The following is a 20,894-nucleotide window of genomic DNA, read 5'->3' as shown; positions in this document are numbered from 1 at the left end:
GCATGGAGCCCGAGCGTCAGCCGATCGGAACGGGTTCGATGCCGAACGGGGCGAGCCCCGCTGCGCCGCCGTCCTCGGCGGTGAGCACCCAGATGCCGCCCGCGTGCACGGCGACGCTGTGCTCCCAGTGCGCGGCGTCGGCACCGTCGGAGGTCGTCACGGTCCAGTCGTCGTCGCGCACGAACGTGTCGGTCGCACCGGCGACGATCATCGGCTCGATCGCCACCACGAGCCCGGGCTTCACCGCAGGTCCCCTGCGGTCGACGCGATAGTTGAACACCGGCGGCTCCTCGTGCATCGAACGGCCGATGCCGTGCCCCACGTAGTCGGTGAGGATTCCGAAGTCGCCCGCGTCGAGGACGAAGTCCTCGATCGCCCCGCCGACCTCGTTCAGGTGCGATGCGCGAGCGAGCGCCGCGATACCGTGCCACAGCGCGGCCTCGGTCACACCCGAGAGCTGCTCGCGTGCCGCCACCACGTCGGGCCGGGACGGGTCTGGCAACACCACGGTGAATGCGGCGTCGCCGTTCCAACCGCTGACCTCGGCCCCGCCGTCGACCGAGACGATGTCACCTGGGCGGAAGGGGCGGTCGCCGGGAATGCCGTGCACGACGTCGTCGTTCACCGAGACGCACAGCGTGTGGCGGTAGCCGGGGACGAGCGTGAAGTTCGGTACCCCTCCGGCCCCCCGGATGACCTGCTCGGCCACCGCGTCGAGCTCGAGCGGCGTCGCACCGGCGGTGAGGCGTTCGCGTGCCCGCGCGAGCGCGCTCGCGGTTGCGCGCCCGGCATCGACCATCGCGCGGAGTTCGGCCGGGGACTTGTAGGGAGAGCGGCGGAACACCGGAGTCAGGCGGCGGCGCCGGGGTGGCGCGGTGCGAGCCCGCGGGCCGAGAGCGCCTCGAAGATGCGGTGCGTGACCTCGTCGAGCGTGCCGACGCCGTCGATGCGAACGACGACGCCTCGGCTGCGGTACACATCGAGGATCGGTGCCGTCTCGCGCTCATAGATCGCCAGGCGGTTCGCGATGACCTCTTCGGTGTCGTCGGTGCGTCCCTGCTCGATTGCGCGCTGACGCAGGCGGGCGATGCTCTCGTCGCGCGGGACGGCGAGCTCGATAACCGCGTCGAGCGACTCGCCGCGACCCTCGAGGAACGCGTCGAGGTGCTCGACCTGCGTGCGATTGCGGGGGTAGCCGTCGAGCACGAACCCGGCCGCAGCATCGGGCTGGCTCAGGCGGTCGCGCACGAGTTCGCTCGTCAGGTCGTCGGAGACGAGATCGCCCGCCTCGATGATCTCCTGAACGCGCTTGCCGAGCTCGGTGCCGCCCGAGACGTTCGCCCGGAAGATGTCACCGGTCGCGACCTGCGGCACGTCGTAGGCCCCGGCAACGAGCACGCCCTGGGTTCCCTTGCCGGAGCCCTGGGGGCCGACGATCAGGAATCGAGCCGATCCGGTTGCAGGTGCCGTCATCGCAGAAGCCCTTCGTAGTGTCGCTGCTGGAGCTGGGCGTCGATCTGCTTCACCGTCTCGAGGCCGACGCCGACGATGATGAGGATCGAGGCGCCGCCGAAGGGGAAGTTCGCGTTGGCGCCGACGAGGGCGAGCGCGATGAGCGGGATCAGCGCCACGACACCGAGGTAGAGCGAGCCCGGCAGCGTCACTCGCGTGAGCACGTAGTCGAGGTACTCGGCCGTCGGCCGGCCGGCGCGGATGCCGGGGATGAAGCCGCCGTACTTCTTCATGTTCTCGGCCACCTCGTCGGGATTGAAGGTGATCGCCACGTAGAAGTACGTGAAGCCGACGATGAGGAGGAAGTACAGGAGCATGTAGAACGGGTGGTCGCCCTGCGTGAGGTAGTTGCTGATCCAGGTGACCCACGCCTGGGGCTCCTCGCCCGGCGCCGGCTGGTTGAACTGGGCGATGAGGGCCGGCAGGTACAGCAGCGACGAGGCGAAGATGACGGGCACGACGCCGGCCATGTTGACCTTGATCGGGATGTACGTGTTGTTGCCGCCGTACGTGCGCCGGCCGACCATGCGCTTGGCGTACTGCACCGGGATCCGCCGCTGCGACTGCTCGACGAACACGACGGCCACGACGATCAGCAGGCCGATCGCGAGCACCATGGCGAACACGTCCCAGCCGCGCGAGATGCCGATCGCCCAGAGCGAGCCGGGGAAGGTCGCGGCGATCGAGGTGAAGATCAGCAGCGACATGCCGTTGCCGATGCCGCGCTCGGTGATGAGCTCGCCCATCCACATGATGAGGCCGGTGCCCGCCGTCATGGTGATGACCATGAGCAGGATCGCGTACCAGGCGTCGTTGGTGATGAGGGCCGAGCACGCCGGGTCGGTCGACGGGAACAGCGCGCCCGAACGGGCCACGGTGATGAGCGTCGTCGACTGCAGCACGCCGAGGGCGATGGTCAGGTAGCGCGTGTACTGCGTGAGGCGCGCCTGGCCTGCCTGGCCCTCCTTGTAGAGGGTCTCGAAGTGGGGGATCACGACGCGCAGCAGCTGCACGATGATCGACGCGGTGATGTACGGCATGATGCCGAGCGCGAAGACCGAGAGCTGCAGCAACGCGCCACCCGAGAAGAGGTTGACGAGGTCGTAGAGCCCCGAAGCGCCGCCCTGGTTGGCGGCGAGGCACTGCTGCACGTTGCCGAAGTCCACGAACGGCGCCGGAATGAAGGAGCCCAGTCGGAACAGGGCGACGATGCCCAAGGTGAATCCGATCTTGCGGCGAAGATCCGGCGTGCGGAAGATCCGCCCGATGGCGTTGAACACTCGTCCTCCTGTTGCTCCGTCGTGGAGTCAGTCCTTATGCGGCTCGAGCCTGTCGAGACCCCCGTGAATCATACGCGAGGTCCCGACAGGCTCGGGCATTCAGTGCTGCAGCGGTCTCAGTTTACCGAGCCGCCGGCGGCGACGATCTTCTGCTCGGCCGAGCCGGAGACCTTGTCGACGGCGACGTTCAGCTTGACCTGGATGTCACCGTTGCCGAGCACCTTGACGCGCTCGTTCTTACGCACGGCGCCCTTCTCGATGAGGTCGGCGACGGTGACGTCGCCGCCCTTCGGGTAGAGCTCGGCGAGCTTGTCGAGATTCACGACCTGGTACTCGACACGGAACGGGTTCTTGAAGCCACGCAGCTTCGGCGCACGCATGTGGTACGGAAGCTGGCCACCCTCGAAACCGGGGCGGATGTTGTTGCGGGCCTTCGAACCCTTGGTGCCGCGACCGGCCGTCTTGCCCTTCGAACCCTCACCGCGTCCGACGCGGGTCTTGTCCTTCTTGGCGCCGGGAGCGGGGCGAAGGTGGTGGACCTTCAGCACCTGCTCACGCGGCTCCGCGACGTCGGCCTTCTTGGCGGAAGCCTTCTTCGCGGGCGCCTTCTTCGCGGGCGCCTTCTTCGCGGTCGCCTTCTCGCCCGTGGCCTTCGCAGCAGCAGCCTTGGGGGCTGCGGCCTTCTCGGCGGCGGGCTTCGCGGCTGCCTTCTTCGCCGGAGCCTTCTTGGGCTCGGCGGCCTCGGCGGCCTTCTCGTTCTCTGCCATTAGTCGATCTCCTCAACCTTCACGAGGTGGGCGACGGTCTTGACGTAGCCGCGGTTCTGCGGGGTGTCGTCACGAACGACCGAGTCGCCGATGCGCTTGAGTCCGAGGCTGCGCAGCGTGTCGCGCTGGTACTGCTTCTCGCTCACCTTGGACTTGATCTGGGTCACCTTGAGCTGCTTGGCCATCAGGCACCTGCCTTCGCTGCTGCGGCGGCCTCGGCCGCCTGGGCCTCGGCACGCAGGAGACGGGCGGGGGCGACCTCGTCGTAGTCGAGACCACGACGGGCTGCCACTGCGCGCGGCTCCTCGAGCTGCTGCAGGGCCTCGACCGTGGCGTGCACGATGTTGATGGTGTTCGACGAGCCGAGGGACTTCGAGAGCACGTCGTGGATGCCGGCGCACTCGAGCACCGCACGCACCGGACCACCGGCGATGACACCGGTACCGGGCGACGCCGGGCGCAGCAGGACGACACCGGCCGCGGCCTCACCCTGCACGGGGTGCGGGATGGTCGCGCCGACGCGGGGGACGCGGAAGAAGTTCTTCTTCGCCTCCTCGACGCCCTTCGAGATCGCGGTCGGAACCTCGCGCGCCTTGCCGTAGCCGACGCCGACGAGTCCGTTGCCGTCGCCCACGACGACGAGCGCCGTGAAGCTGAAGCGGCGACCGCCCTTGACGACCTTCGACACGCGGTTGATGGTCACGACGCGCTCGAGGAACTGGCTCTTCTCGGCGTCACGACCACCGCGGTCGCGGCCCTGGTTGCGGTCACGGCCGCCGCCGCGACGACCGTCGCGCTCGTTGCGGGCCGGCTCCGAAGCGGCTGCCGTCTCGACGGGTGCCTCTGCGGTCACCTCGGTCTCCTTCGTAATGTTCTCGCTCACAGGTTGAGCCCTGCCTCTCGCGCTCCATCGGCGATCGCTGCGACACGACCGGCGTACTTGCTGCCGCCGCGGTCGAAGACGACGGCCTCGACACCGGCCTGCTTGGCCCGTTCTGCGACGAGCTCGCCGACCTTGCGGGCCTTGGCGGTCTTGTCACCGTCGAACGCGCGGAGGTCTGCCTCCATCGTCGACGCGGAGGCCACGGTGCGGCCCTTCGAGTCGTCGACGACCTGCACGAAGACGTGGCGGGCCGACCGGGTGACGACGAGACGGGGGCGGACCTCCGTGCCGACGATCTTCTTGCGAAGGCGGGTGTGGCGGCGCGCACGCGCAGCCGACTTGGTCTTCACGGCCATGATTACTTACCAGCCTTTCCGGCCTTGCGACGCACGACCTCGCCGGCGTAGCGGATGCCCTTGCCCTTGTAGGGCTCGGGCTTCTTGATCTTGCGGATGTTGGCGGCGGTCTCACCGACGGCCTGCTTGTCGATGCCCGCGACCGTGAGCTTGTTGTTGCCCTCGACCGTGAACGTGATGCCGGCCGGAGCCTCGACCACGACGGGGTGCGAGAAGCCGAGCGCGAACTCGATCGACGAGCCCTTCTGCTGCACGCGGTAACCGGTGCCGACGATCTCGAGGCCCTTGGAGTAGCCCTGGGTCACGCCGATGATCTGGTTCGCGATGAGCGTGCGGGTGAGTCCGTGCAATGAGCGCGAGGCGCGCTCGTCGTCGGGGCGGCTGACGAGAACCTGGTTCTCCTCGACCTTGGCCTCGATCGGGGCGGCGACGACGAGCGAGAGCTCGCCCTTCGGGCCCTTGACCGAAACGGCCTGGCCGTCGATCGTCACGGTGACGCCGGCGGGGATGTCAATGGGGAGTCGTCCAATACGCGACATCAGTTGCTACCACACGTAGGCGAGGACTTCCCCACCCACGCCCTTCTTCTCGGCCTGGCGGTCGGTGAGCAGACCGCTGGAGGTGGACAGGATCGCGACGCCGAGGCCACCGAGGACCTTGGGCAGCTCGGTCGACTTCGCGTAGACGCGGAGGCCGGGCTTCGAGACGCGCTTGATGCCGGCGATCGAACGCTCGCGGTTGGGGCCGAACTTGAGCTGCAGGGTGAGGGTCTTGCCGACGCGGGCGTCGACGACCTCGAAGTCCGCGATGTAGCCCTCGTTCTTCAGGATCTCGGCGATGTGCGCCTTGAGCTTGGAGTTCGGCATCGACACGGTGTCGTGGTGCGCGGAGTTGGCGTTCCGCAGACGGGTCAGCATGTCAGCGACCGGATCGGTCATCGTCATGTCAGTCGTTTCCTTACGTTCACCAGGTTTCAGGACCCGTTACACGGGGACTGACCTGTGGTGTCGGTTCCAGCGGGTGCCGGGACCGGGGTCGGATGCCGCAGAGCGCGCCCTGCGGCATCCGGAGTTTCAGTTGGCCGCGTCGGCCGACTTGAACGGGAAGCCGAGCTGCTTGAGCAGCGTGCGTCCCTCGTCGTCGCTCTTGGCGGTGGTCACCACGGTGATGTCCATGCCGCGGACGCGGTCGATCTTGTCCTGGTCGATCTCGTGGAACACGCTCTGCTCCGTGAGGCCGAAGGTGTAGTTGCCGTTGCCGTCGAACTGGCGGTCGGACAGACCGCGGAAGTCGCGGATTCGGGGCAGCGCGAGCGAGAGCAGGCGGTCGAGGAACTCCCACATGCGGTCGCCTCGCAGCGTGACGTGCGCGCCGATCTGCTGGCCCTCGCGCAGCTTGAACTGCGCAATGGACTTGCGGGCCTTGGTGACCTGCGGCTTCTGGCCGGTGATCTTCGTGAGGTCGGCGATCGCGCCGTCGATGACCTTGCCATCGCGCGCGGCCTCGCCGACACCCATGTTCACGACGATCTTCACGAGGCCCGGCACCTGGTGCACGTTGGTGTAGCCGTGCGCCTCGGTGAGACTCTTCATGATCTCGTTCTTGTACTTCTGCTTGAGGCGCGGCTGGATCTTGCCAGCCGGCGCGGCAGTAGCGGTGTCAGTCATCACAGGTCCTTACCTGACTTCTTCGCGTAACGAACGCGGATCGTCTTCTCGACGCCGTCCTTCGTCACGACCTCTTCACGGAAGCCGACGCGGGTCGGCTTCTTCGTCTCGGGGTCGACGAGCGCGACGTTCGAGACGTGGATCGGGGCCTCGTGGGTCTCGATGCCGCCCGTCTTCGTGCCGCGCTGCGTCTGGCCGACGCGCACGTGCTTCGTGACGAAGTTGATGCCCTCGACGACGACGCGGTTCTCGGCGACGATCACCTCGAGGACCTTGCCCTGCTTGCCGCGGTCTCCGCCGCGGGCCTGGCTGCGGCCCGAGATGACCTGCACGAGGTCACCCTTCTTGATGTTGGCCATGGCTTAGATAACCTCCGGTGCCAGCGAGATGATCTTCATGAACTTCTTGTCGCGGAGCTCGCGACCGACCGGTCCGAAGATGCGGGTGCCGCGGGGGTCACCGTCGTTCTTGAGGATGACCGCGGCGTTCTCGTCGAACTTGATGTAGGAGCCGTCGGGACGACGGGTCTCCTTGACGGTGCGGACGATGACGGCCTTGACCACATCGCCCTTCTTGACGTTGCCGCCCGGGATGGCGTCCTTGACGGTCGCGACGATGACGTCGCCGAGGCCGGCATAGCGACGCTTCGAGCCGCCGAGAACGCGAATGGTGAGCAGCTCCTTGGCGCCGGTGTTGTCGGCGACCTTGACTCGTGATTCCTGCTGAAGCACTTCGAACTCCTTCTCTCAAGCAAGCCCGGGGCTTACTTGGCCTTCTCGACGATCTCGACGAGACGCCAGCGCTTCGTGGCGCTGAGCGGGCGGGTCTCGGTGATGACGACCAGGTCGCCGATGCCGGCGGTGTTCTGCTCGTCGTGCGCCTTGACCTTCGAGGAGCGACGCATGACCTTGCCGTACAGCGGGTGCTTCACGCGGTCCTCGACCTCGACGACGATGGTCTTGTCCATCTTGTCGCTGACGACATAGCCGCGACGCACCTTGCGGTACGGGCGCTGGGCGACGGCCGTCTCGGCGACCTCGGCCTCGGGGGCCTTCTTGGTCTCAGCCATGATCAGGCCTCCTTCGTCTCTGCCTCGGCGGCAGCATCAGCGGATGCCTCGGCCTTGGCCTTCTTCGTCTTCTTCTCGGTCTTGGCGGGCGCCGCCTCGACCGGTGCGGGAGTGGCACGGATGCCGAGCTCGCGCTCACGGATGACCGTGTAGATGCGAGCGATGTCGCGCTTGACGGCCTTGACGCGGCCGTGGCTCTCGAGCTGGCCGGTGGCCGACTGGAAGCGCAGGTTGAACAGCTCCTCCTTGGCCTTCTTCAGCTCGTCGACGAGTCGCTCGTCTTCAAACGTGTCGAGCTCTGCGGGGCTGAGCTCCTTGGTTCCGACGGCCATTATGCGTCGCCCTCCTCGCGCTTGATGATGCGTGCCTTGAGGGGCAGCTTGTGGATGGCACGGGTCATCGCTTCACGAGCGAGCTCTTCGGAGACGCCCGAGACCTCGAAGAGGACGCGGCCCGGCTTGACGTTGGCGACCCACCACTCGGGCGAACCCTTACCGGAACCCATGCGGGTCTCGGCGGGCTTCTTCGTGAGCGGACGGTCGGGGTAGATGTTGATCCACACCTTGCCGCCACGCTTGATGTGACGGGTCATCGCGATACGAGCGGACTCGATCTGACGGTTGGTCACGTAGGCGGGGGTCAGGGCCTGGATGCCGTACTCGCCGAAGGAGACCTTCGTGCCACCGGTGGCCTGGCCGGAACGGCCGGGGTGGTGCTGCTTGCGGTACTTGACTCGACGGGGAATCAACATGGTTATGCCTCAACTCCTGCTGCCACCGGCTCCTGCGCCTTGGGCGCACGGCGGGGGCGGTCACTGCGGTCACCGCGCGACGGCTTCTGCGAAGCCTGCTCGCGGGCGAGCTCCTTGTTGGTGATGTCGCCCTTGTAGATCCAGACCTTCACGCCGATGCGGCCGAAGGTGGTCTTGGCCTCGTAGAAGCCGTAGTCGATGTTCGCGCGCAGGGTGTGCAGGGGCACACGGCCTTCGCGGTAGAACTCGGAACGGCTCATCTCGGCGCCGCCGAGGCGGCCCGACACCTGGATGCGGACACCCTTGGCGCCGGCGCGCTGCGCGCCCTGCAGGCCCTTGCGCATCGCGCGGCGGAACGCCACACGAGCCGAGAGCTGCTCGGCGATGCCCTGGGCGACGAGCTGCGCGTCGGCCTCGGGGTTCTTCACCTCGAGGATGTTGAGCTGGATCTGCTTGCCGCTCAGCTTCTCGAGGTCGGCGCGGATGCGCTCGGCCTCGGCGCCGCGGCGGCCGATCACGATGCCGGGACGGGCCGTGTGGATGTCCACGCGGACCCGGTCGCGGGTGCGCTCGATCTCGATGCGCGAGACACCGGCGCGGTCGAGCGACGTCTGGAGCAGGCGACGGATCTTGACGTCCTCAGCGAGGTAGTCGGCGTAGCGCTGTCCGGGCTTCGTCGAGTCGGAGAACCACCGCGACACGTGGTCGGTGGTGATGCCGAGACGGAAGCCGTACGGGTTGACCTTCTGACCCATTACTTCGTACCCTCCTCGGGCGTGGCGAGCACGACAGTGATGTGGCTCGTTCGCTTGTTGATGCGGAAGGCACGACCCTGCGCGCGCGGCTGGAATCGCTTGAGGGTGGTGCCCTCATCGACGAATGCGCGGCTGATGTAGAGGTCCTGCTCGTCCAGGTAGGTGTTCGAGGCGTCGGCCTTGACGCGAGCGTTCGCGATGGCCGAGGCGACGAGCTTGTACACCGGCTCGCTCGCACCCTGGGGTGCGAACTTCAGGATGGCGAGTGCCTCCTGTGCCTGCTTGCCGCGGATCATGTTGACGACGCGGCGGGCCTTCATGGGGGTCACGCGGATGTGTCGCACGCGTGCGATCGACTCCACCATTTCTTTCCTCCTTCACGCCACCGCGTCAGCGGCGGCGGCCCTTCTTGTCGTCCTTCACGTGTCCACGGAAGGTGCGGGTGGGGGCGAACTCGCCGAGCTTGTGACCCACCATGGTCTCGGTGACGAACACCGGGATGTGCTTGCGGCCGTCGTGCACGGCGATCGTGTGCCCCAGCATGGCGGGGATGATCATCGAGCGACGCGACCAGGTCTTGATGACGTTCTTCGAACCGGCTTCGTTCTGGGTGACGACCTTGCGAAGCAGGTGGTCGTCGACGAAGGGGCCCTTCTTGAGACTGCGCGGCATCTTCTTCTACTCCTACTTGCGCTTCTTGCCGACGGTGCGACGACGGACGATGAGCTTGTCGCTCTCCTTGTTGGGGCGACGGGTGCGGCCCTCGGCCTGACCCCAGGGGCTGACCGGGTGGCGACCACCGGAGGTCTTGCCCTCACCACCACCGTGGGGGTGGTCGACCGGGTTCATCGCGACACCGCGGACGGTCGGGCGCACGCCCTTCCAGCGCTTGCGGCCGGCCTTGCCCCAGTTGATGTTCGACTGCTCGGCGTTGCCGACCTCGCCGACGGTCGCGCGGCAGCGCGCGTCGACGTTGCGGATCTCGCCCGACGGCAGGCGGAGCTGCGCGTAGGGGCCGTCCTTGGCGACGAGACGCACCGAGGCGCCGGCCGAGCGGGCCATCTTGGCACCGCCACCGGGGCGCAGCTCGATGGCGTGCACGACGGTACCGGTGGGGATGTTGCGCAGCGGCAGGTTGTTGCCGGGCTTGATGTCGGCGTTCGGGCCCGACTCGACGATGTCGCCCTGGGCGAGCTTGTTCGGAGCCAGGATGTACCGCTTGGTGCCGTCGACGAAGTGGAGCAGCGCGATGCGGGCGGTGCGGTTGGGGTCGTACTCGATGTGAGCGACCTTGGCGTTCACGCCGTCCTTGTCGTTGCGACGGAAGTCGATCACGCGGTACTGGCGCTTGTGGCCACCACCGATGTGACGCGTCGTGATGCGGCCCTGGTTGTTGCGGCCACCGGTCTTCGACAGGGGGCGGAGCAGCGACTTCTCGGGCGTCGAGCGGGTGATCTCCGCGAAGTCGGCGACCGACGAACCGCGACGACCGGGGGTCGTGGGCTTGTACTTACGAATAGCCATGTGCTTTCCTCTGCTCCCTAGCCGACAGCCGTGAAGATGTCGATCGAGCCGGACTTGAGGGTGACGATCGCGCGCTTGGTGTCCTTGCGCTTGCCGATGCCGAACCGGGTGCGGCGGGTCTTGCCCTGACGGTTCAGGGTGTTGATCGACGCCACCTGGACGTTGAAGATCTTCTCGATGGCGAGCTTGATCTCGGTCTTGTTCGAGCGGGGGTCCACGATGAACGTGTACTTGCCCTCGTCGATCAGGCCGTAGCTCTTCTCGGAGACGACCGGCGCGAGGATGATGTCGCGCGGGTCCTTGTTGTGTGCGGCGCTCATGCCGAGACCTCTTCCTTCTTCGCCGACTTCGCGGCCACGAAGGCCTCGAGCGCGGCGCTGCTGAAGACGATGTCGTCGGAGACGAGCACGTCGTAGGCGTTCAGCTGGTCGACCGGCAGCACGTGCACGGTCGGGATGTTGCGCACCGCGCGCTCGGCGAGCTCCTCGTCGCGCGTGAGCACGACCAGGTAGCGCTTGGCCGGCGCGATCGCACCGAGGAGCGCGACGGCGTCCTTCGTCTTCGGGGTCTCACCGGCGACGAACTCGGAGACCGCGTGGACGCGGCCGCCGCGAGCGCGGTCGGAGAGGGCGCCGAGGAGAGCGGCAGCGATCATCTTCTTGGGGGTGCGCTGCGAGTAGTCGCGCGGCTGCGGGCCGTGCACGATGCCACCACCGGTCATCTGGGGGGCGCGGATCGAACCCTGACGGGCGCGACCGGTGCCCTTCTGCTTGAACGGCTTGCGACCGGCGCCGGAAACTTCGCCGCGGGTCTTGGTCTTGTGCGTGCCCTGGCGTGCCGCGGCGAGCTGCGCGACGACGACCTGGTGGATGAGCGGGACGTTGGTCTGCACGTCGAAGAGCTCGGCGGGCAGCTCGACCGAGCCGGACTTCTTGCCGGTCGCGTCGAGCACGTCGATGGTGTTGGCGGTAGCCATGGACTACGCCCCCTTCACTGCGTTGCGGACGAAAACGAGACGGCCGCGCGCACCGGGAACCGCACCCTTGACGAGCAGGAGGCCCTTCTCGGCGTCGACGGCGTGCACGCGGAGGTTGAGCACGGTCACGCGCTCGCCGCCCATGCGACCGGCCATGCGCATGCCCTTGAAGACACGGCTGGGGGTCGACGAGGCACCGATCGAACCGGGCTTGCGGTGGTTGCGGTGGGCACCGTGCGAGGCGGATACGCCCTTGAAGTTGTGGCGCTTCATGACACCGGCGAAGCCCTTGCCCTTGCTCGTGCCGACGACGTCGACGAGCTGGCCTGCTTCGAAGGTGGCATCGACCGTGAGCTCCTGGCCGAGCTCGTAGCTCGAAGCGTCGGCGGTGCGCACCTCGGCGAGGTGGCGACGCGGGGTGACGCCCGCCTCACGGAAGTGGCCGGCGGCAGGCTGGTTGACCTTGCGCGGGTCGATGGCGCCCGCCGCGATCTGCACGGCTTCGTAGCCGTCCTTCTCGGGGGTGCGAACCTGGGTGACCACGTTCGGAGCGATCTCGATGACAGTGACCGGAACGAGCTTGTTGTTCTCGTCCCACACCTGGGTCATGCCGAGCTTGGTGCCGAGCAGACCCTTCACGTTCTTGGTAGCGGAAGACATCTGTTACCTCAGAGCTTGATCTCGATGTTGACGTCGGCGGGGAGGTCGAGACGCATGAGCGAGTCGACGGCCTTCGGCGTCGGGTCCACGATGTCGATGAGGCGCTTGTGGGTGCGCATCTCGAAGTGCTCGCGGCTGTCCTTGTACTTGTGGGGCGAGCGGATGACGCACACCACGTTCTTCTCCGTCGGAAGCGGCACGGGGCCGACGACCGTGGCGCCCGCGCGGGTCACCGTGTCGACGATCTTGCGCGCCGAGGTGTCGATGACCTCGTGGTCATACGACTTCAGTCGAATGCGGATCTTCTGTCCCGCCATCTCGAACTCTCTCTCTGTCAAGGCGTCTTACCCCTTCCGAGGGCATCGGACGCCGCGTAGTCACTCCGTGTGAAGCACCACTGTTCTTCTGTCAAAGGCCGGTGATCGAGCCTGTCGAAACCACCGTTCGGGATGTCCCGGGGCGGTGCCCTCGACACGCTCGACCTTCGAGCCTCACCGACGCGCGCGCGGACACAGGGGACCCATGGCCGCGAGGTTGTCGGTTTGTCTGTTCTCCTGCCTGCGGCCTAGCCTGACCCCAGTCCTGTTCTCTCTCGAGAACGCCGCGGGTGGCTATGCACTGCCTGACAGTGATCCGATCAGCGCGCACGAATGCACGCGTTCGAAATGTTGAACTCAACGAGTTTGCCACAGTCGGGGCATCCGTGCAACCCGGGCGTGTCGCGCCCGGCGGATCTCCCAGCGACGTCGCAGGAAGGGGCGTCCACGCCCCGTCGGTGGCCCATGATGGAGTCAGCATCGCCCACGACGACAGGAGGCCACATGAGCGAGCACGCGCACCAGGTGAGCGAGCGGATCGGCCCGGGGAGCGTCTCGGTCACCCGCACCGGCAGCCGCAGCTACGAGGGGCTCAACGAACGCGGAGCGACGGTGCGCATCGGAGGCTCCGAGCTCGAGGGCGAGCACTTCACGCCCGGCGAACTGCTGAAGATCGCGCTCATCGGCTGCGCCGGCCTCAGCACCGACCGGGTCGCCGCCCGCCGGCTCGGCGACGAGTACGCGATCACGATCTGGGCGCACGGGGTCAGCGACCCCGACGAGAACCGCTACACGCGCATCGAGGAGGAGCTGCTCGTCGACCTGGGCGGGCTCGACCCGAGCGATCGTACGAAGCTGATCGACATCATGGAGCGGGCGATCGAGCGCGGATGCACCGTGGCTCGCAGCATCGAGGACAGCATCGACCTCGTCACCACGATCGACGGCACGCCCGTCTGAGCCCGCGGGGTCGCAGACGCACGTCGCGGCTGGTTTCCGGCGGAGCGGATCGGCCGGCTCAGTCGGCCGGGGGCCGTTCGGCCTCGTCGCCCTCCGGCGTCTGCTCGCACGCGACCATGTTCTCCGCGGCGACGCTCGGCGCGACGAGGCCGGCACCGACGATCACCGCGATGGTGGCCGCGAGCCCGCCGATGAGCACGCGGGACCGCATGCGGATGCCGTGCGCGCCGTGGCGGAACGGGTCTTCGATCCATCGCTTCGACAGGCCCGCGACGACGAGCGACACGACCACGAGCAGCACCATGAGCCACGGCGGGCTCGGCACGCCGGTGATGTACGGCGTGAACATGAAGATCGGCCAGTGCCAGAGGTACAGCGAGTACGACACGTCGCCGACCCACTGTACCGGCCGCAACCCAGCCACGCGCGCGGTCGACATGGGGCCCGCCGGCATGCCCGCCCAGATGACCGCCATCGTGCCGACGACGGGGATGAGCACGACGAGCCCGGGGAACACCTCAGGCGAGCGGAAGGTCACGATCGGCACGACGATGAGCACCAGCCCGATCCACGAGACCACGGTGCGGAGGCGGTCGTCGCCCGGCCACGGCCTGCTCGCGACGATCGCGAGGATGCCGCCGACACCGAACTCCCACGTACGGGCGAGGGTCGAGAAGTAGGCGAGGTTGACGTCGTGGGCGGAGAGCACGAGCGAGTGGACGAACGAGGCGACGGTGACGACGCCGAGCACCGCGAGCACGGTACGCACGGAGGCGGCGCCGCGGCGGGCCGCTATCCAGAGCGCGACGACGATCAGCAGCGGCCAGAACAGATAGAACTGCTCTTCGACCGAGAGCGACCAGAAGTGCTGCACCGGGGTGGACTCGAGGTCGGCGCGCTGCGGGATCTGCGAATCGATCGCGAGCTGCCAGTTCTCGTAGTAGAGCGTGCTCGCGACGATCTCGCGGAACCAGCTCGCCCATTCCCGCTGCGGCACGAAGAGCAACGTCATCGCCGAGATGACGAGGAGCGCGGCGACCGCGGCCGGAAGGATGCGCCGCGCACGCCGCATGTAGAAGTTGCGCAGCGAGATGCTGCCGCGCTGCTCGGCCTCGCGCATCAGCAACCCCGTGATGAGGAATCCCGAGACCACGAAGAAGACGTCGACGCCCATGTAGCCGGCGGGAGCCACGGCCGGCCAGCCGTGATGGAAGACGACCGCGCCGACGGCCACGGCCCGAAGTGCTTGGATTTCGGGCCGTGCGGTGGATCTGGCGGGTGGCGGTGGTGCGGCCATCCGTACCAGCGTAAACGCGAAGTCCCCTCAGGAAGAACCCGGGTTCGTAATCCGTGTACCCGGAATGGGGGACGAATGCCGGCGGCGACGACGAAGGGGGCCGGGCCCGAACATCGGCGGCGCCGCCCCGACCCCCACCGGGCGACGACGAAGGGGGCCGGGTCCTCAATCGGGCGGCGCCGTCCCGACCCCCACCCGGCGACGACGAAGGGGGCCGGGCCCGAAGGCCCGACCCCCTCACAGGTCGCGTATCGCGAAGACTACTTGATGATCTTCGTGACGGTACCGGCGCCCACGGTGCGGCCACCCTCGCGGATGGCGAAGCCGAGGCCCTCCTCCATGGCGATCGGCTGGATGAGCTCGACCGTCATGTCGGTGGTGTCGCCGGGCATGACCATCTCGGTGCCCTCGGGCAGCGTGATGACGCCGGTGACGTCGGTGGTGCGGAAGTAGAACTGCGGACGGTAGTTCGCGTAGAACGGGTTGTGACGGCCGCCCTCGTCCTTCGAGAGGATGTAGGCAGTGCCCTCGAAGTTGGTGTGGGGGGTCACCGAGCCGGGGGCCACGACGACCTGGCCGCGCTCGACGTCTTCACGCTTGGTACCACGGAGCAGGAGACCGCAGTTCTCGCCGGCCCATGCCTCGTCGAGCTGCTTGTGGAACATCTCGATACCCGTGACGGTGGTCTTCTGCGTCGGGCGGATGCCGACGATCTCGACCTCGGAGTTGATCTTCAGCGTGCCACGCTCGGCGCGGCCCGTGACGACCGTGCCACGGCCGGTGATGGTGAAGACGTCCTCGATGGGCATGAGGAACGGCTTGTCCTTGTCGCGCACCGGGTCGGGGATGTTGTTGTCGACGGCCTCCATGAGGTCGAGGATCGACTGGACCCACTTCTCGTCGCCCTCGAGCGCCTTGAGGCCCGAGACGCGGACGACCGGAGCGTCCTCGGCGAAGCCCTGGCTGGCGAGCAGCTCGGAGACCTCGAGCTCGACGAGCTCCAGGATCTCCTCGTCGTCGACCATGTCGGCCTTGTTCAGCGCGACGAGCAGGTACGGCACGCCGACCTGCTTGGCGAGCAGCACGTGCTCACGCGTCTGGGCCATCGGGCCGTCGGTCGCCGCGACCACGAGGATCGCGCCGTCCATCTGCGCCGCACCGGTGATCATGTTCTTGATGTAGTCGGCGTGACCCGGGGCGTCGACGTGCGCGTAGTGGCGCTTCGGCGTCTCGTACTCGACGTGCGAGATGTTGATCGTGATGCCGCGCTGACGCTCTTCGGGAGCGGAGTCGATCGACGCGAAGTCGCGCTGCACGTTGGTGGCCGACGGGAACTTGTCGGCAAGCACCTTCGAGATCGCTGCGGTGAGCGTGGTCTTGCCGTGGTCGACGTGACCGATCGTTCCGATGTTGACGTGCGGCTTGGTCCGCTCGAACTTGGCCTTAGCCACTGTGGGTCCTCCTCAGGACTCGTGTAGGCACCCCGGGCGCTGGATTGCGACCGGTGTGCTACGGGGGTTGTGTTGATATGTTACGCGAACCGGGTGGCTCGTGCGGGCAGGGCTATTCGCCCTTGTTCTTCTGGACGATCTCGTCGGCGACAGCCTTCGGGACCTCCGCGTAGCTCTCGAACTCCATCGAGTACACGGCGCGGCCCGAGGTCTTCGACCGCAGGTCGCCGATGTAACCGAACATCTCCGAGAGCGGGACGTGCGCACGCACGACCTTCACACCGGCGGCGTCCTCCATGGACTGGATCTGACCGCGGCGCGAGTTCAGGTCGCCGATGACGTCGCCCATGTACTCCTCGGGAGTACGGACCTCGACGCTCATCAGCGGTTCGAGCAGAACGGGGTTCGCCTTGCGAGCGGCCTCCTTGAAGCCCATCGACCCGGCGATCTTGAACGCCATCTCCGAGGAGTCGACGTCGTGGGCGGCGCCGTCGAGCAGGATGCCCTTGACACCGACCATGGGGTAGCCCGCGAGGATGCCGTACTGCATGGCGTCCTGGAAGCCGGCGTCGACCGAGGGGATGTACTCGCGCGGAACGCGGCCACCGGTGACCTTGTTCTCGAACTCGTATGTCTTCTCGGACGTGACCTCGAGGGGCTCGAGCGCGAACTGGATCTTCGCGAACTGGCCCGAACCGCCGGTCTGCTTCTTGTGGGTGTAGTCGTGCTTCTCGACCGCGCGACGGATGGTCTCGCGGTAGGCCACCTGCGGCTTGCCGACGTTGGCCTCGACCTTGAACTCCCGCTTCATGCGGTCGACGAGGATGTCGAGGTGCAGCTCGCCCATGCCCTTGATGACGGTCTGGCCCGTCTCGGGGTTGAGCTCGGTGCGGAACGTGGGGTCCTCTTCGGCGAGCTTCTGGATGGCCGTGCCGAGCTTCTCCTGGTCGGCCTTGGTCTTCGGCTCGATCGCGACCTCGATCACGGGGTCGGGGAACGTCATCGACTCGAGCACGACCTGGTTGTCGGGGTCGCACAGGGTGTCGCCCGTGGTCGTGTCCTTCAGGCCGATGACCGCGTAGATGTTTCCCGCGGTGACCGAGTCGACGGGGTTCTCTTTATTGGCGTGCATCTGGAAGATCTTGCCGATGCGCTCCTTCTTGCCCTTGGTCGAGTTGATGACCTGGGCACCCGAGTCGAGCTGACCCGAGTAGACGCGCACGTAGGTGAGGCGACCGAAGAACGGGTGCACGGCGACCTTGAAGGCGAGCGCCGCGAAGGGGTCGTTCGCGTCGGGGTGACGCTCGATGACCTCTTCTTCGTTGCGGGGGTTGCGGCCCTCGATGGCGGGCACGTCGAGCGGCGACGGGAGGAAGTCGACGACCGCGTCGAGCATGGGCTGCACGCCGCGGTTCTTGAACGCCGAGCCGCAGAGCACGGGGTAGATCTCGGAGTTGACGACCATCTTGCGGATGGCGCTCTTGATCTCGTCAACCGTGAGCTCTTCGCCCCCGAAGTACTTCTCGAGCAGCGCGTCGTCGGTCTCGGCGACGGTCTCGAGCAGGGTGTGGCGGTACTCGTCCGCCTTCTCCTTGAGGTCGGCGGGGATCTCCTGCACCTCGTACTTGGCACCCATCGTCACGTCGCCCTTGGCGTCGCCGGGCCACACCAGGGCCCGCATCTCGATGAGGTCGACGACGCCGATGAAGTCGTTCTCGGCGCCGATCGGCAGCTGCAGCACGAGCGGCTTCGCACCGAGGCGCGAGACGATCGTGTCGACCGTGAAGTAGAAGTCGGCACCGAGCTTGTCCATCTTGTTGACGAAGCAGATGCGCGGCACGTTGTACTTGTCGGCCTGGCGCCAGACGGTCTCGGACTGGGGCTCGACGCCCTCCTTGCCGTCGAACACGGCGACCGCGCCGTCGAGCACGCGGAGCGAGCGCTCGACCTCGACCGTGAAGTCGACGTGGCCGGGGGTGTCGATGATGTTGATCTGGTTCTTGTTCCAGAAGCAGGTCACGGCGGCGGACGTGATCGTGATGCCGCGCTCCTTCTCCTGCTCCATCCAGTCGGTCGTCGAGGCGCCGTCGTGCGTCTCGCCGAGCTTGTGGTTGACGCCCGTGTAGAACAGGATGCGCTCGGTGGTGGTGGTCTTGCCGGCATCGATGTGCGCCATGATGCCGATGTTGCGGACCTTGCTCAGGTCGGTGAGCACGTCTTGTGCCACGGGGGTTCCTCCGGAGGATTCAGGCGGGGAAGGGAGTGCGAGCGGATGCCCCGACACGTGGCCGGGACATCCGCTCAGCCCATTACCAGCGGTAGTGGGCGAAGGCGCGGTTCGACTCGGCCATCTTGTGCGTGTCTTCGCGGCGCTTGACCGCGGCACCGAGGCCGTTCGAAGCGTCGAGGATCTCGTTGGTGAGACGCTCGGTCATGGTCTTCTCGCGACGAGCCTTGGCGTAGCTGGTGAGCCAGCGCAGCGCCAGGGTGTTCGCGCGGTGGGGCTTGACCTCGACGGGGACCTGGTAGGTCGAGCCGCCGACGCGGCGCGAGCGCACCTCGAGGGTGGGGCGCACGTTGTCGAGCGCCTTCTTGAGGGTGGCGACCGCGTCTTGACCCGACTTGGCGGCGACGTTCTCGAGCGCGTCGTAGACGATGCGCTGCGCGAGGTCCTTCTTGCCGTCGATGAGGATCTTGTTGACGAGCTGGCTGACGACCGGCGAGCCGTACACCGGGTCGGCGACGACGGGGCGCTTCGGAGCGGGACCCTTGCGAGGCATTACTTCTTCTCCATCTTCGCGCCGTAGCGGCTACGAGCCTGCTTGCGGTTCTTCACGGCCTGCGTGTCGAGCGCGCCGCGGATGATCTTGTAGCGCACACCGGGGAGGTCCTTCACACGACCGCCGCGCACGAGCACCATCGAGTGCTCCTGCAGGTTGTGGCCCTCACCGGGGATGTAGGCGGTGACCTCGGTGCCGTTCGAGAGCTTCACACGGGCGACCTTGCGGAGCGCGGAGTTCGGCTTCTTCGGGGTGGTGGTGTACACACGCGTGCACACGCCGCGCTGCTGGGGGTTGGCCTTCAGGGCGGGAGCCTTGGTCTTGGTGACCTTCGGCGAGCGACCCTTGCGGACCAACTGCTGAATGGTTGGCACTGCTTCTCCTTGTTTTGCTGCACGGTGACAGCGTTGATGGAATTCACATCACGACCCACCGACCCTGCAGAACTGCAGCGCCTTCAACTGGTGGGTATGCCGTGGGGGCGACCCGTCGGGTGCCCGTGGAGTGTGCGACCGACGCCTGCCCGCCTCCTGCCGACGTCGTTCACGATGGAATGTCGCAGCCGAACGGCGGGCATGAGTCAAGCGCGCGTCAACGCGCACACCCGATCAATGGTAATGCCGCGTAACCTTGCGGTCAAATGACGGTCGGATGCCCCGTGCCCCGCCTCTTCGTCACCCGAGCCAGCCGGGCGAATCGAGTTCGCGGTCGAGGTCGGCGAGCAGGTCTTCGATCTGCGGTTCGACGAACTCCGCGACGGCGACGGCGATGCGCTCGCGGTGGTGGGTCAGTTCGCTGCAGATGCGGCGGCCGAGCTGTTTGGCGAAGTCGTCGGCGAGTCGCACCTCTTCGCGCAGCGCCTCCTTCTCGTCCATGGTGAAGGGTCTCGGCGCGGGTTCGGCGGCCTCGGCGGCCGCGTCGGCCTCGAGTCCGGTGAGGGTGAAGAGGAACGGCTGGTCGGGCACCGGCTCGGGGTCGAGCTCGAGCCCGAGGAACTCGGGGTCGAGCCCCTCACCCGCCCGGTACGGCCGACGCGCCTTGCGCTCCTCGGCGAGACGGATCTCGCGGTGCAGCATCGGAAGGTTGCGTGCGGTGTAGTCGTCGACGGCGAGGTCGATGATGCCCTTCATGCGCATCGAGAAGGCGTGCTGCACCGGGTGGGGCACGTCGACCTCGAGACCCGCGGCGGCGAGGATCGGCGAGCCGAAGCAGCGCTGGCAGAGTCGCACCCGCGCGCGGTGGGTGCCGGGTCGCCACCGCGGCAGCCAGGCGAGCCAACGGTCGACCTCGTGGCTCACGCGCGCCTCGACGGAACCCTCCACGGTGTTCACGATACTGCGACGGATGTCCCGCAGGGCCGACCGGGTGAACGGGTGGCGCGTCGTAGGAGCATCCCGTCATTCATCCTCGTCGCGCTCCCAGGGCCAACGGGGGCGCCGGGCGCCTCCCTGCTCGCCCCGCGAGACGAGCACCGCGAACGAGGTGACGAGTGCCGCGAGCGCCGGGATGAGCAGCCCGAACCAGCCGACGGCGAAGCCGAGGCCGAAGAGCATGCTCGCGAGCGCCGTGCCGGTGGCGAGTGAATAGCCGACGACCGCGACGACCAGGGCGGCGAGCCAGGTCCAGAGCGCCGCGAGCAGCACGGGGCCCGCCATCCGCTGTGGCCGGCGGAGCGCCCGGCCGAGGTGCAGCAGCAGCGCGACGACCGCGGCCGCGACGATCGCAGGCCCGACCAGCAGCCCGGCGTCGGGGCTCGCGATGACCTCGGCGTCGGTGAACAGGCTCACGAAGCCGAAGGCGCACACGACGAACGCGAGGTACCCCGCCGCCGCGAACGCGGCGACGACCCAGGCCGAGCGCCGCAACTGGTCCATGGGTCCGAGCCTACG

31 protein-coding genes are annotated in these 20,894 nt (G+C 67.4%); 1 reads left to right on the top strand and 30 read right to left on the bottom strand.

Annotated elements, in window-relative coordinates; genetic code table 11:
* Window positions 1-16: 16 nt before the first annotated feature.
* The 23 genes from map to rpsJ all read right to left on the bottom strand — a co-directional run bounded on the left by map (window position 17) and on the right by rpsJ (window position 12,517).
* Window positions 17-844, bottom strand: coding sequence for a type I methionyl aminopeptidase (gene map, locus LQ757_RS05200; RefSeq protein ID WP_308195564.1), 828 nt, complete (start codon window positions 842-844; stop codon window positions 17-19).
* A 5-nt stretch (window positions 845-849) separates the two neighbouring features.
* Window positions 850-1,473: an adenylate kinase gene (locus LQ757_RS05195; RefSeq protein WP_231046113.1), complete on the bottom strand. Its 624-nt coding sequence runs from the start codon at window positions 1,471-1,473 to the stop codon at window positions 850-852.
* Window positions 1,470-2,792 carry a preprotein translocase subunit SecY gene (gene secY / locus LQ757_RS05190; protein ID WP_231046112.1) on the bottom strand — a complete coding sequence of 441 codons (1,323 nt, stop codon included), beginning with the start codon at window positions 2,790-2,792 and terminating at the stop codon, window positions 1,470-1,472. Before secY ends, LQ757_RS05195 begins: the two co-directional genes overlap by 4 nt.
* 116 nt (window positions 2,793-2,908) lie before the next feature.
* Window positions 2,909-3,559: a 50S ribosomal protein L15 gene (rplO, locus tag LQ757_RS05185; protein ID WP_231046111.1), complete on the bottom strand. Its 651-nt coding sequence runs from the start codon at window positions 3,557-3,559 to the stop codon at window positions 2,909-2,911.
* Window positions 3,559-3,744, bottom strand: coding sequence for a 50S ribosomal protein L30 (gene rpmD, locus LQ757_RS05180; RefSeq protein WP_130353506.1), 186 nt, complete (start codon window positions 3,742-3,744; stop codon window positions 3,559-3,561). The genes rplO and rpmD overlap by 1 nt, the downstream gene beginning before the upstream one ends.
* On the bottom strand, window positions 3,744-4,442 hold the full coding sequence (gene rpsE, locus LQ757_RS05175) for a 30S ribosomal protein S5 (protein ID WP_308195563.1): 699 nt from the start codon (window positions 4,440-4,442) through the stop codon (window positions 3,744-3,746). Before rpsE ends, rpmD begins: the two co-directional genes overlap by 1 nt.
* Window positions 4,439-4,798, bottom strand: coding sequence for a 50S ribosomal protein L18 (rplR, locus tag LQ757_RS05170; RefSeq protein ID WP_231046110.1), 360 nt, complete (start codon window positions 4,796-4,798; stop codon window positions 4,439-4,441). The genes rpsE and rplR overlap by 4 nt, the downstream gene beginning before the upstream one ends.
* Before the next feature lie 2 nt (window positions 4,799-4,800).
* On the bottom strand, window positions 4,801-5,337 hold the full coding sequence (gene rplF, locus LQ757_RS05165; protein ID WP_231046109.1) for a 50S ribosomal protein L6: 537 nt from the start codon (window positions 5,335-5,337) through the stop codon (window positions 4,801-4,803).
* A gap of 6 nt (window positions 5,338-5,343) precedes the next feature.
* Window positions 5,344-5,742: a 30S ribosomal protein S8 gene (gene rpsH, locus LQ757_RS05160; RefSeq protein ID WP_231046108.1), complete on the bottom strand. Its 399-nt coding sequence runs from the start codon at window positions 5,740-5,742 to the stop codon at window positions 5,344-5,346.
* Window positions 5,743-5,871: 129 nt separating this feature from the next.
* Entirely contained in the window at window positions 5,872-6,465 is a 594-nt protein-coding gene (rplE, locus tag LQ757_RS05155; RefSeq protein ID WP_231046107.1) for a 50S ribosomal protein L5, read from the bottom strand.
* Window positions 6,465-6,824, bottom strand: coding sequence for a 50S ribosomal protein L24 (rplX, locus tag LQ757_RS05150; protein WP_231046106.1), 360 nt, complete (start codon window positions 6,822-6,824; stop codon window positions 6,465-6,467). Before rplX ends, rplE begins: the two co-directional genes overlap by 1 nt.
* A gap of 3 nt (window positions 6,825-6,827) precedes the next feature.
* Entirely contained in the window at window positions 6,828-7,196 is a 369-nt protein-coding gene (rplN, locus tag LQ757_RS05145; protein ID WP_156999952.1) for a 50S ribosomal protein L14, read from the bottom strand.
* Between the two features lie 32 nt (window positions 7,197-7,228).
* Complete coding sequence (gene rpsQ, locus LQ757_RS05140) at window positions 7,229-7,534, bottom strand: 30S ribosomal protein S17 (RefSeq protein ID WP_231046105.1); 306 nt, start codon at window positions 7,532-7,534, stop codon at window positions 7,229-7,231.
* Between the two features lie 2 nt (window positions 7,535-7,536).
* Window positions 7,537-7,866, bottom strand: a complete 330-nt coding sequence (gene rpmC / locus LQ757_RS05135) for a 50S ribosomal protein L29 (RefSeq protein WP_231046104.1) — start codon at window positions 7,864-7,866, stop codon at window positions 7,537-7,539.
* Window positions 7,866-8,285 carry a 50S ribosomal protein L16 gene (gene rplP / locus LQ757_RS05130; RefSeq protein ID WP_022889731.1) on the bottom strand — a complete coding sequence of 140 codons (420 nt, stop codon included), beginning with the start codon at window positions 8,283-8,285 and terminating at the stop codon, window positions 7,866-7,868. Before rplP ends, rpmC begins: the two co-directional genes overlap by 1 nt.
* 2 nt (window positions 8,286-8,287) lie before the next feature.
* Window positions 8,288-9,040 (bottom strand): 30S ribosomal protein S3, encoded by a 753-nt coding sequence (rpsC, locus tag LQ757_RS05125; RefSeq protein ID WP_231046103.1) that lies wholly within the window; start codon window positions 9,038-9,040, stop codon window positions 8,288-8,290.
* Complete coding sequence (rplV, locus tag LQ757_RS05120) at window positions 9,040-9,405, bottom strand: 50S ribosomal protein L22 (protein WP_130353516.1); 366 nt, start codon at window positions 9,403-9,405, stop codon at window positions 9,040-9,042. The genes rpsC and rplV overlap by 1 nt, the downstream gene beginning before the upstream one ends.
* A gap of 25 nt (window positions 9,406-9,430) precedes the next feature.
* On the bottom strand, window positions 9,431-9,712 hold the full coding sequence (gene rpsS, locus LQ757_RS05115; protein ID WP_056734934.1) for a 30S ribosomal protein S19: 282 nt from the start codon (window positions 9,710-9,712) through the stop codon (window positions 9,431-9,433).
* 12 nt (window positions 9,713-9,724) lie between these two features.
* The gene (gene rplB, locus LQ757_RS05110) at window positions 9,725-10,564 is read right to left on the bottom strand and encodes a 50S ribosomal protein L2 (RefSeq protein WP_231046102.1); all 840 of its coding nucleotides are present in this window, start codon (window positions 10,562-10,564) and stop codon (window positions 9,725-9,727) included.
* A 17-nt stretch (window positions 10,565-10,581) separates the two neighbouring features.
* Window positions 10,582-10,884, bottom strand: coding sequence for a 50S ribosomal protein L23 (rplW, locus tag LQ757_RS05105; RefSeq protein ID WP_231046101.1), 303 nt, complete (start codon window positions 10,882-10,884; stop codon window positions 10,582-10,584).
* Complete coding sequence (gene rplD, locus LQ757_RS05100; protein ID WP_231046100.1) at window positions 10,881-11,540, bottom strand: 50S ribosomal protein L4; 660 nt, start codon at window positions 11,538-11,540, stop codon at window positions 10,881-10,883. The genes rplW and rplD overlap by 4 nt, the downstream gene beginning before the upstream one ends.
* 3 nt (window positions 11,541-11,543) lie before the next feature.
* A complete protein-coding gene (gene rplC / locus LQ757_RS05095) occupies window positions 11,544-12,200 on the bottom strand; it encodes a 50S ribosomal protein L3 (protein WP_231046099.1) in 657 nt (218 codons plus the stop codon).
* An 8-nt stretch (window positions 12,201-12,208) separates the two neighbouring features.
* Window positions 12,209-12,517, bottom strand: coding sequence for a 30S ribosomal protein S10 (rpsJ, locus tag LQ757_RS05090; protein ID WP_017201594.1), 309 nt, complete (start codon window positions 12,515-12,517; stop codon window positions 12,209-12,211).
* Between the two features lie 504 nt (window positions 12,518-13,021).
* Here rpsJ and LQ757_RS05085 point away from each other — a divergent pair.
* Window positions 13,022-13,477 carry an OsmC family protein gene (locus tag LQ757_RS05085; protein WP_231046098.1) on the top strand — a complete coding sequence of 152 codons (456 nt, stop codon included), beginning with the start codon at window positions 13,022-13,024 and terminating at the stop codon, window positions 13,475-13,477.
* 58 nt (window positions 13,478-13,535) lie between these two features.
* Here the strand turns inward: LQ757_RS05085 and LQ757_RS05080 are convergent, their stop codons facing one another.
* From LQ757_RS05080 to LQ757_RS05050, 7 genes are all read right to left on the bottom strand, one after another.
* Window positions 13,536-14,774: an acyltransferase family protein gene (locus LQ757_RS05080; protein ID WP_231046097.1), complete on the bottom strand. Its 1,239-nt coding sequence runs from the start codon at window positions 14,772-14,774 to the stop codon at window positions 13,536-13,538.
* 260 nt (window positions 14,775-15,034) lie between these two features.
* The gene (gene tuf, locus LQ757_RS05075; RefSeq protein ID WP_231046096.1) at window positions 15,035-16,225 is read right to left on the bottom strand and encodes an elongation factor Tu; all 1,191 of its coding nucleotides are present in this window, start codon (window positions 16,223-16,225) and stop codon (window positions 15,035-15,037) included.
* Window positions 16,226-16,337: 112 nt separating this feature from the next.
* Entirely contained in the window at window positions 16,338-18,452 is a 2,115-nt protein-coding gene (gene fusA, locus LQ757_RS05070; RefSeq protein WP_308195562.1) for an elongation factor G, read from the bottom strand.
* A gap of 82 nt (window positions 18,453-18,534) precedes the next feature.
* Entirely contained in the window at window positions 18,535-19,005 is a 471-nt protein-coding gene (gene rpsG, locus LQ757_RS05065) for a 30S ribosomal protein S7 (RefSeq protein ID WP_231046095.1), read from the bottom strand.
* A complete protein-coding gene (rpsL, locus tag LQ757_RS05060) occupies window positions 19,005-19,379 on the bottom strand; it encodes a 30S ribosomal protein S12 (protein WP_022889720.1) in 375 nt (124 codons plus the stop codon). The genes rpsG and rpsL overlap by 1 nt, the downstream gene beginning before the upstream one ends.
* 300 nt (window positions 19,380-19,679) lie before the next feature.
* On the bottom strand, window positions 19,680-20,327 hold the full coding sequence (locus LQ757_RS05055; RefSeq protein WP_231046094.1) for a spermidine/putrescine ABC transporter substrate-binding protein: 648 nt from the start codon (window positions 20,325-20,327) through the stop codon (window positions 19,680-19,682).
* A gap of 75 nt (window positions 20,328-20,402) precedes the next feature.
* Complete coding sequence (locus LQ757_RS05050) at window positions 20,403-20,879, bottom strand: DUF6121 family protein (protein ID WP_231046093.1); 477 nt, start codon at window positions 20,877-20,879, stop codon at window positions 20,403-20,405.
* Window positions 20,880-20,894: the final 15 nt, after the last annotated feature.

Origin of the sequence: Agromyces cavernae, assembly GCF_021044935.1 — a bacterium.
GTDB lineage: Bacteria > Actinomycetota > Actinomycetes > Actinomycetales > Microbacteriaceae > Agromyces > Agromyces cavernae.
This window is presented reverse-complemented; position numbering and strand designations above follow the sequence as displayed.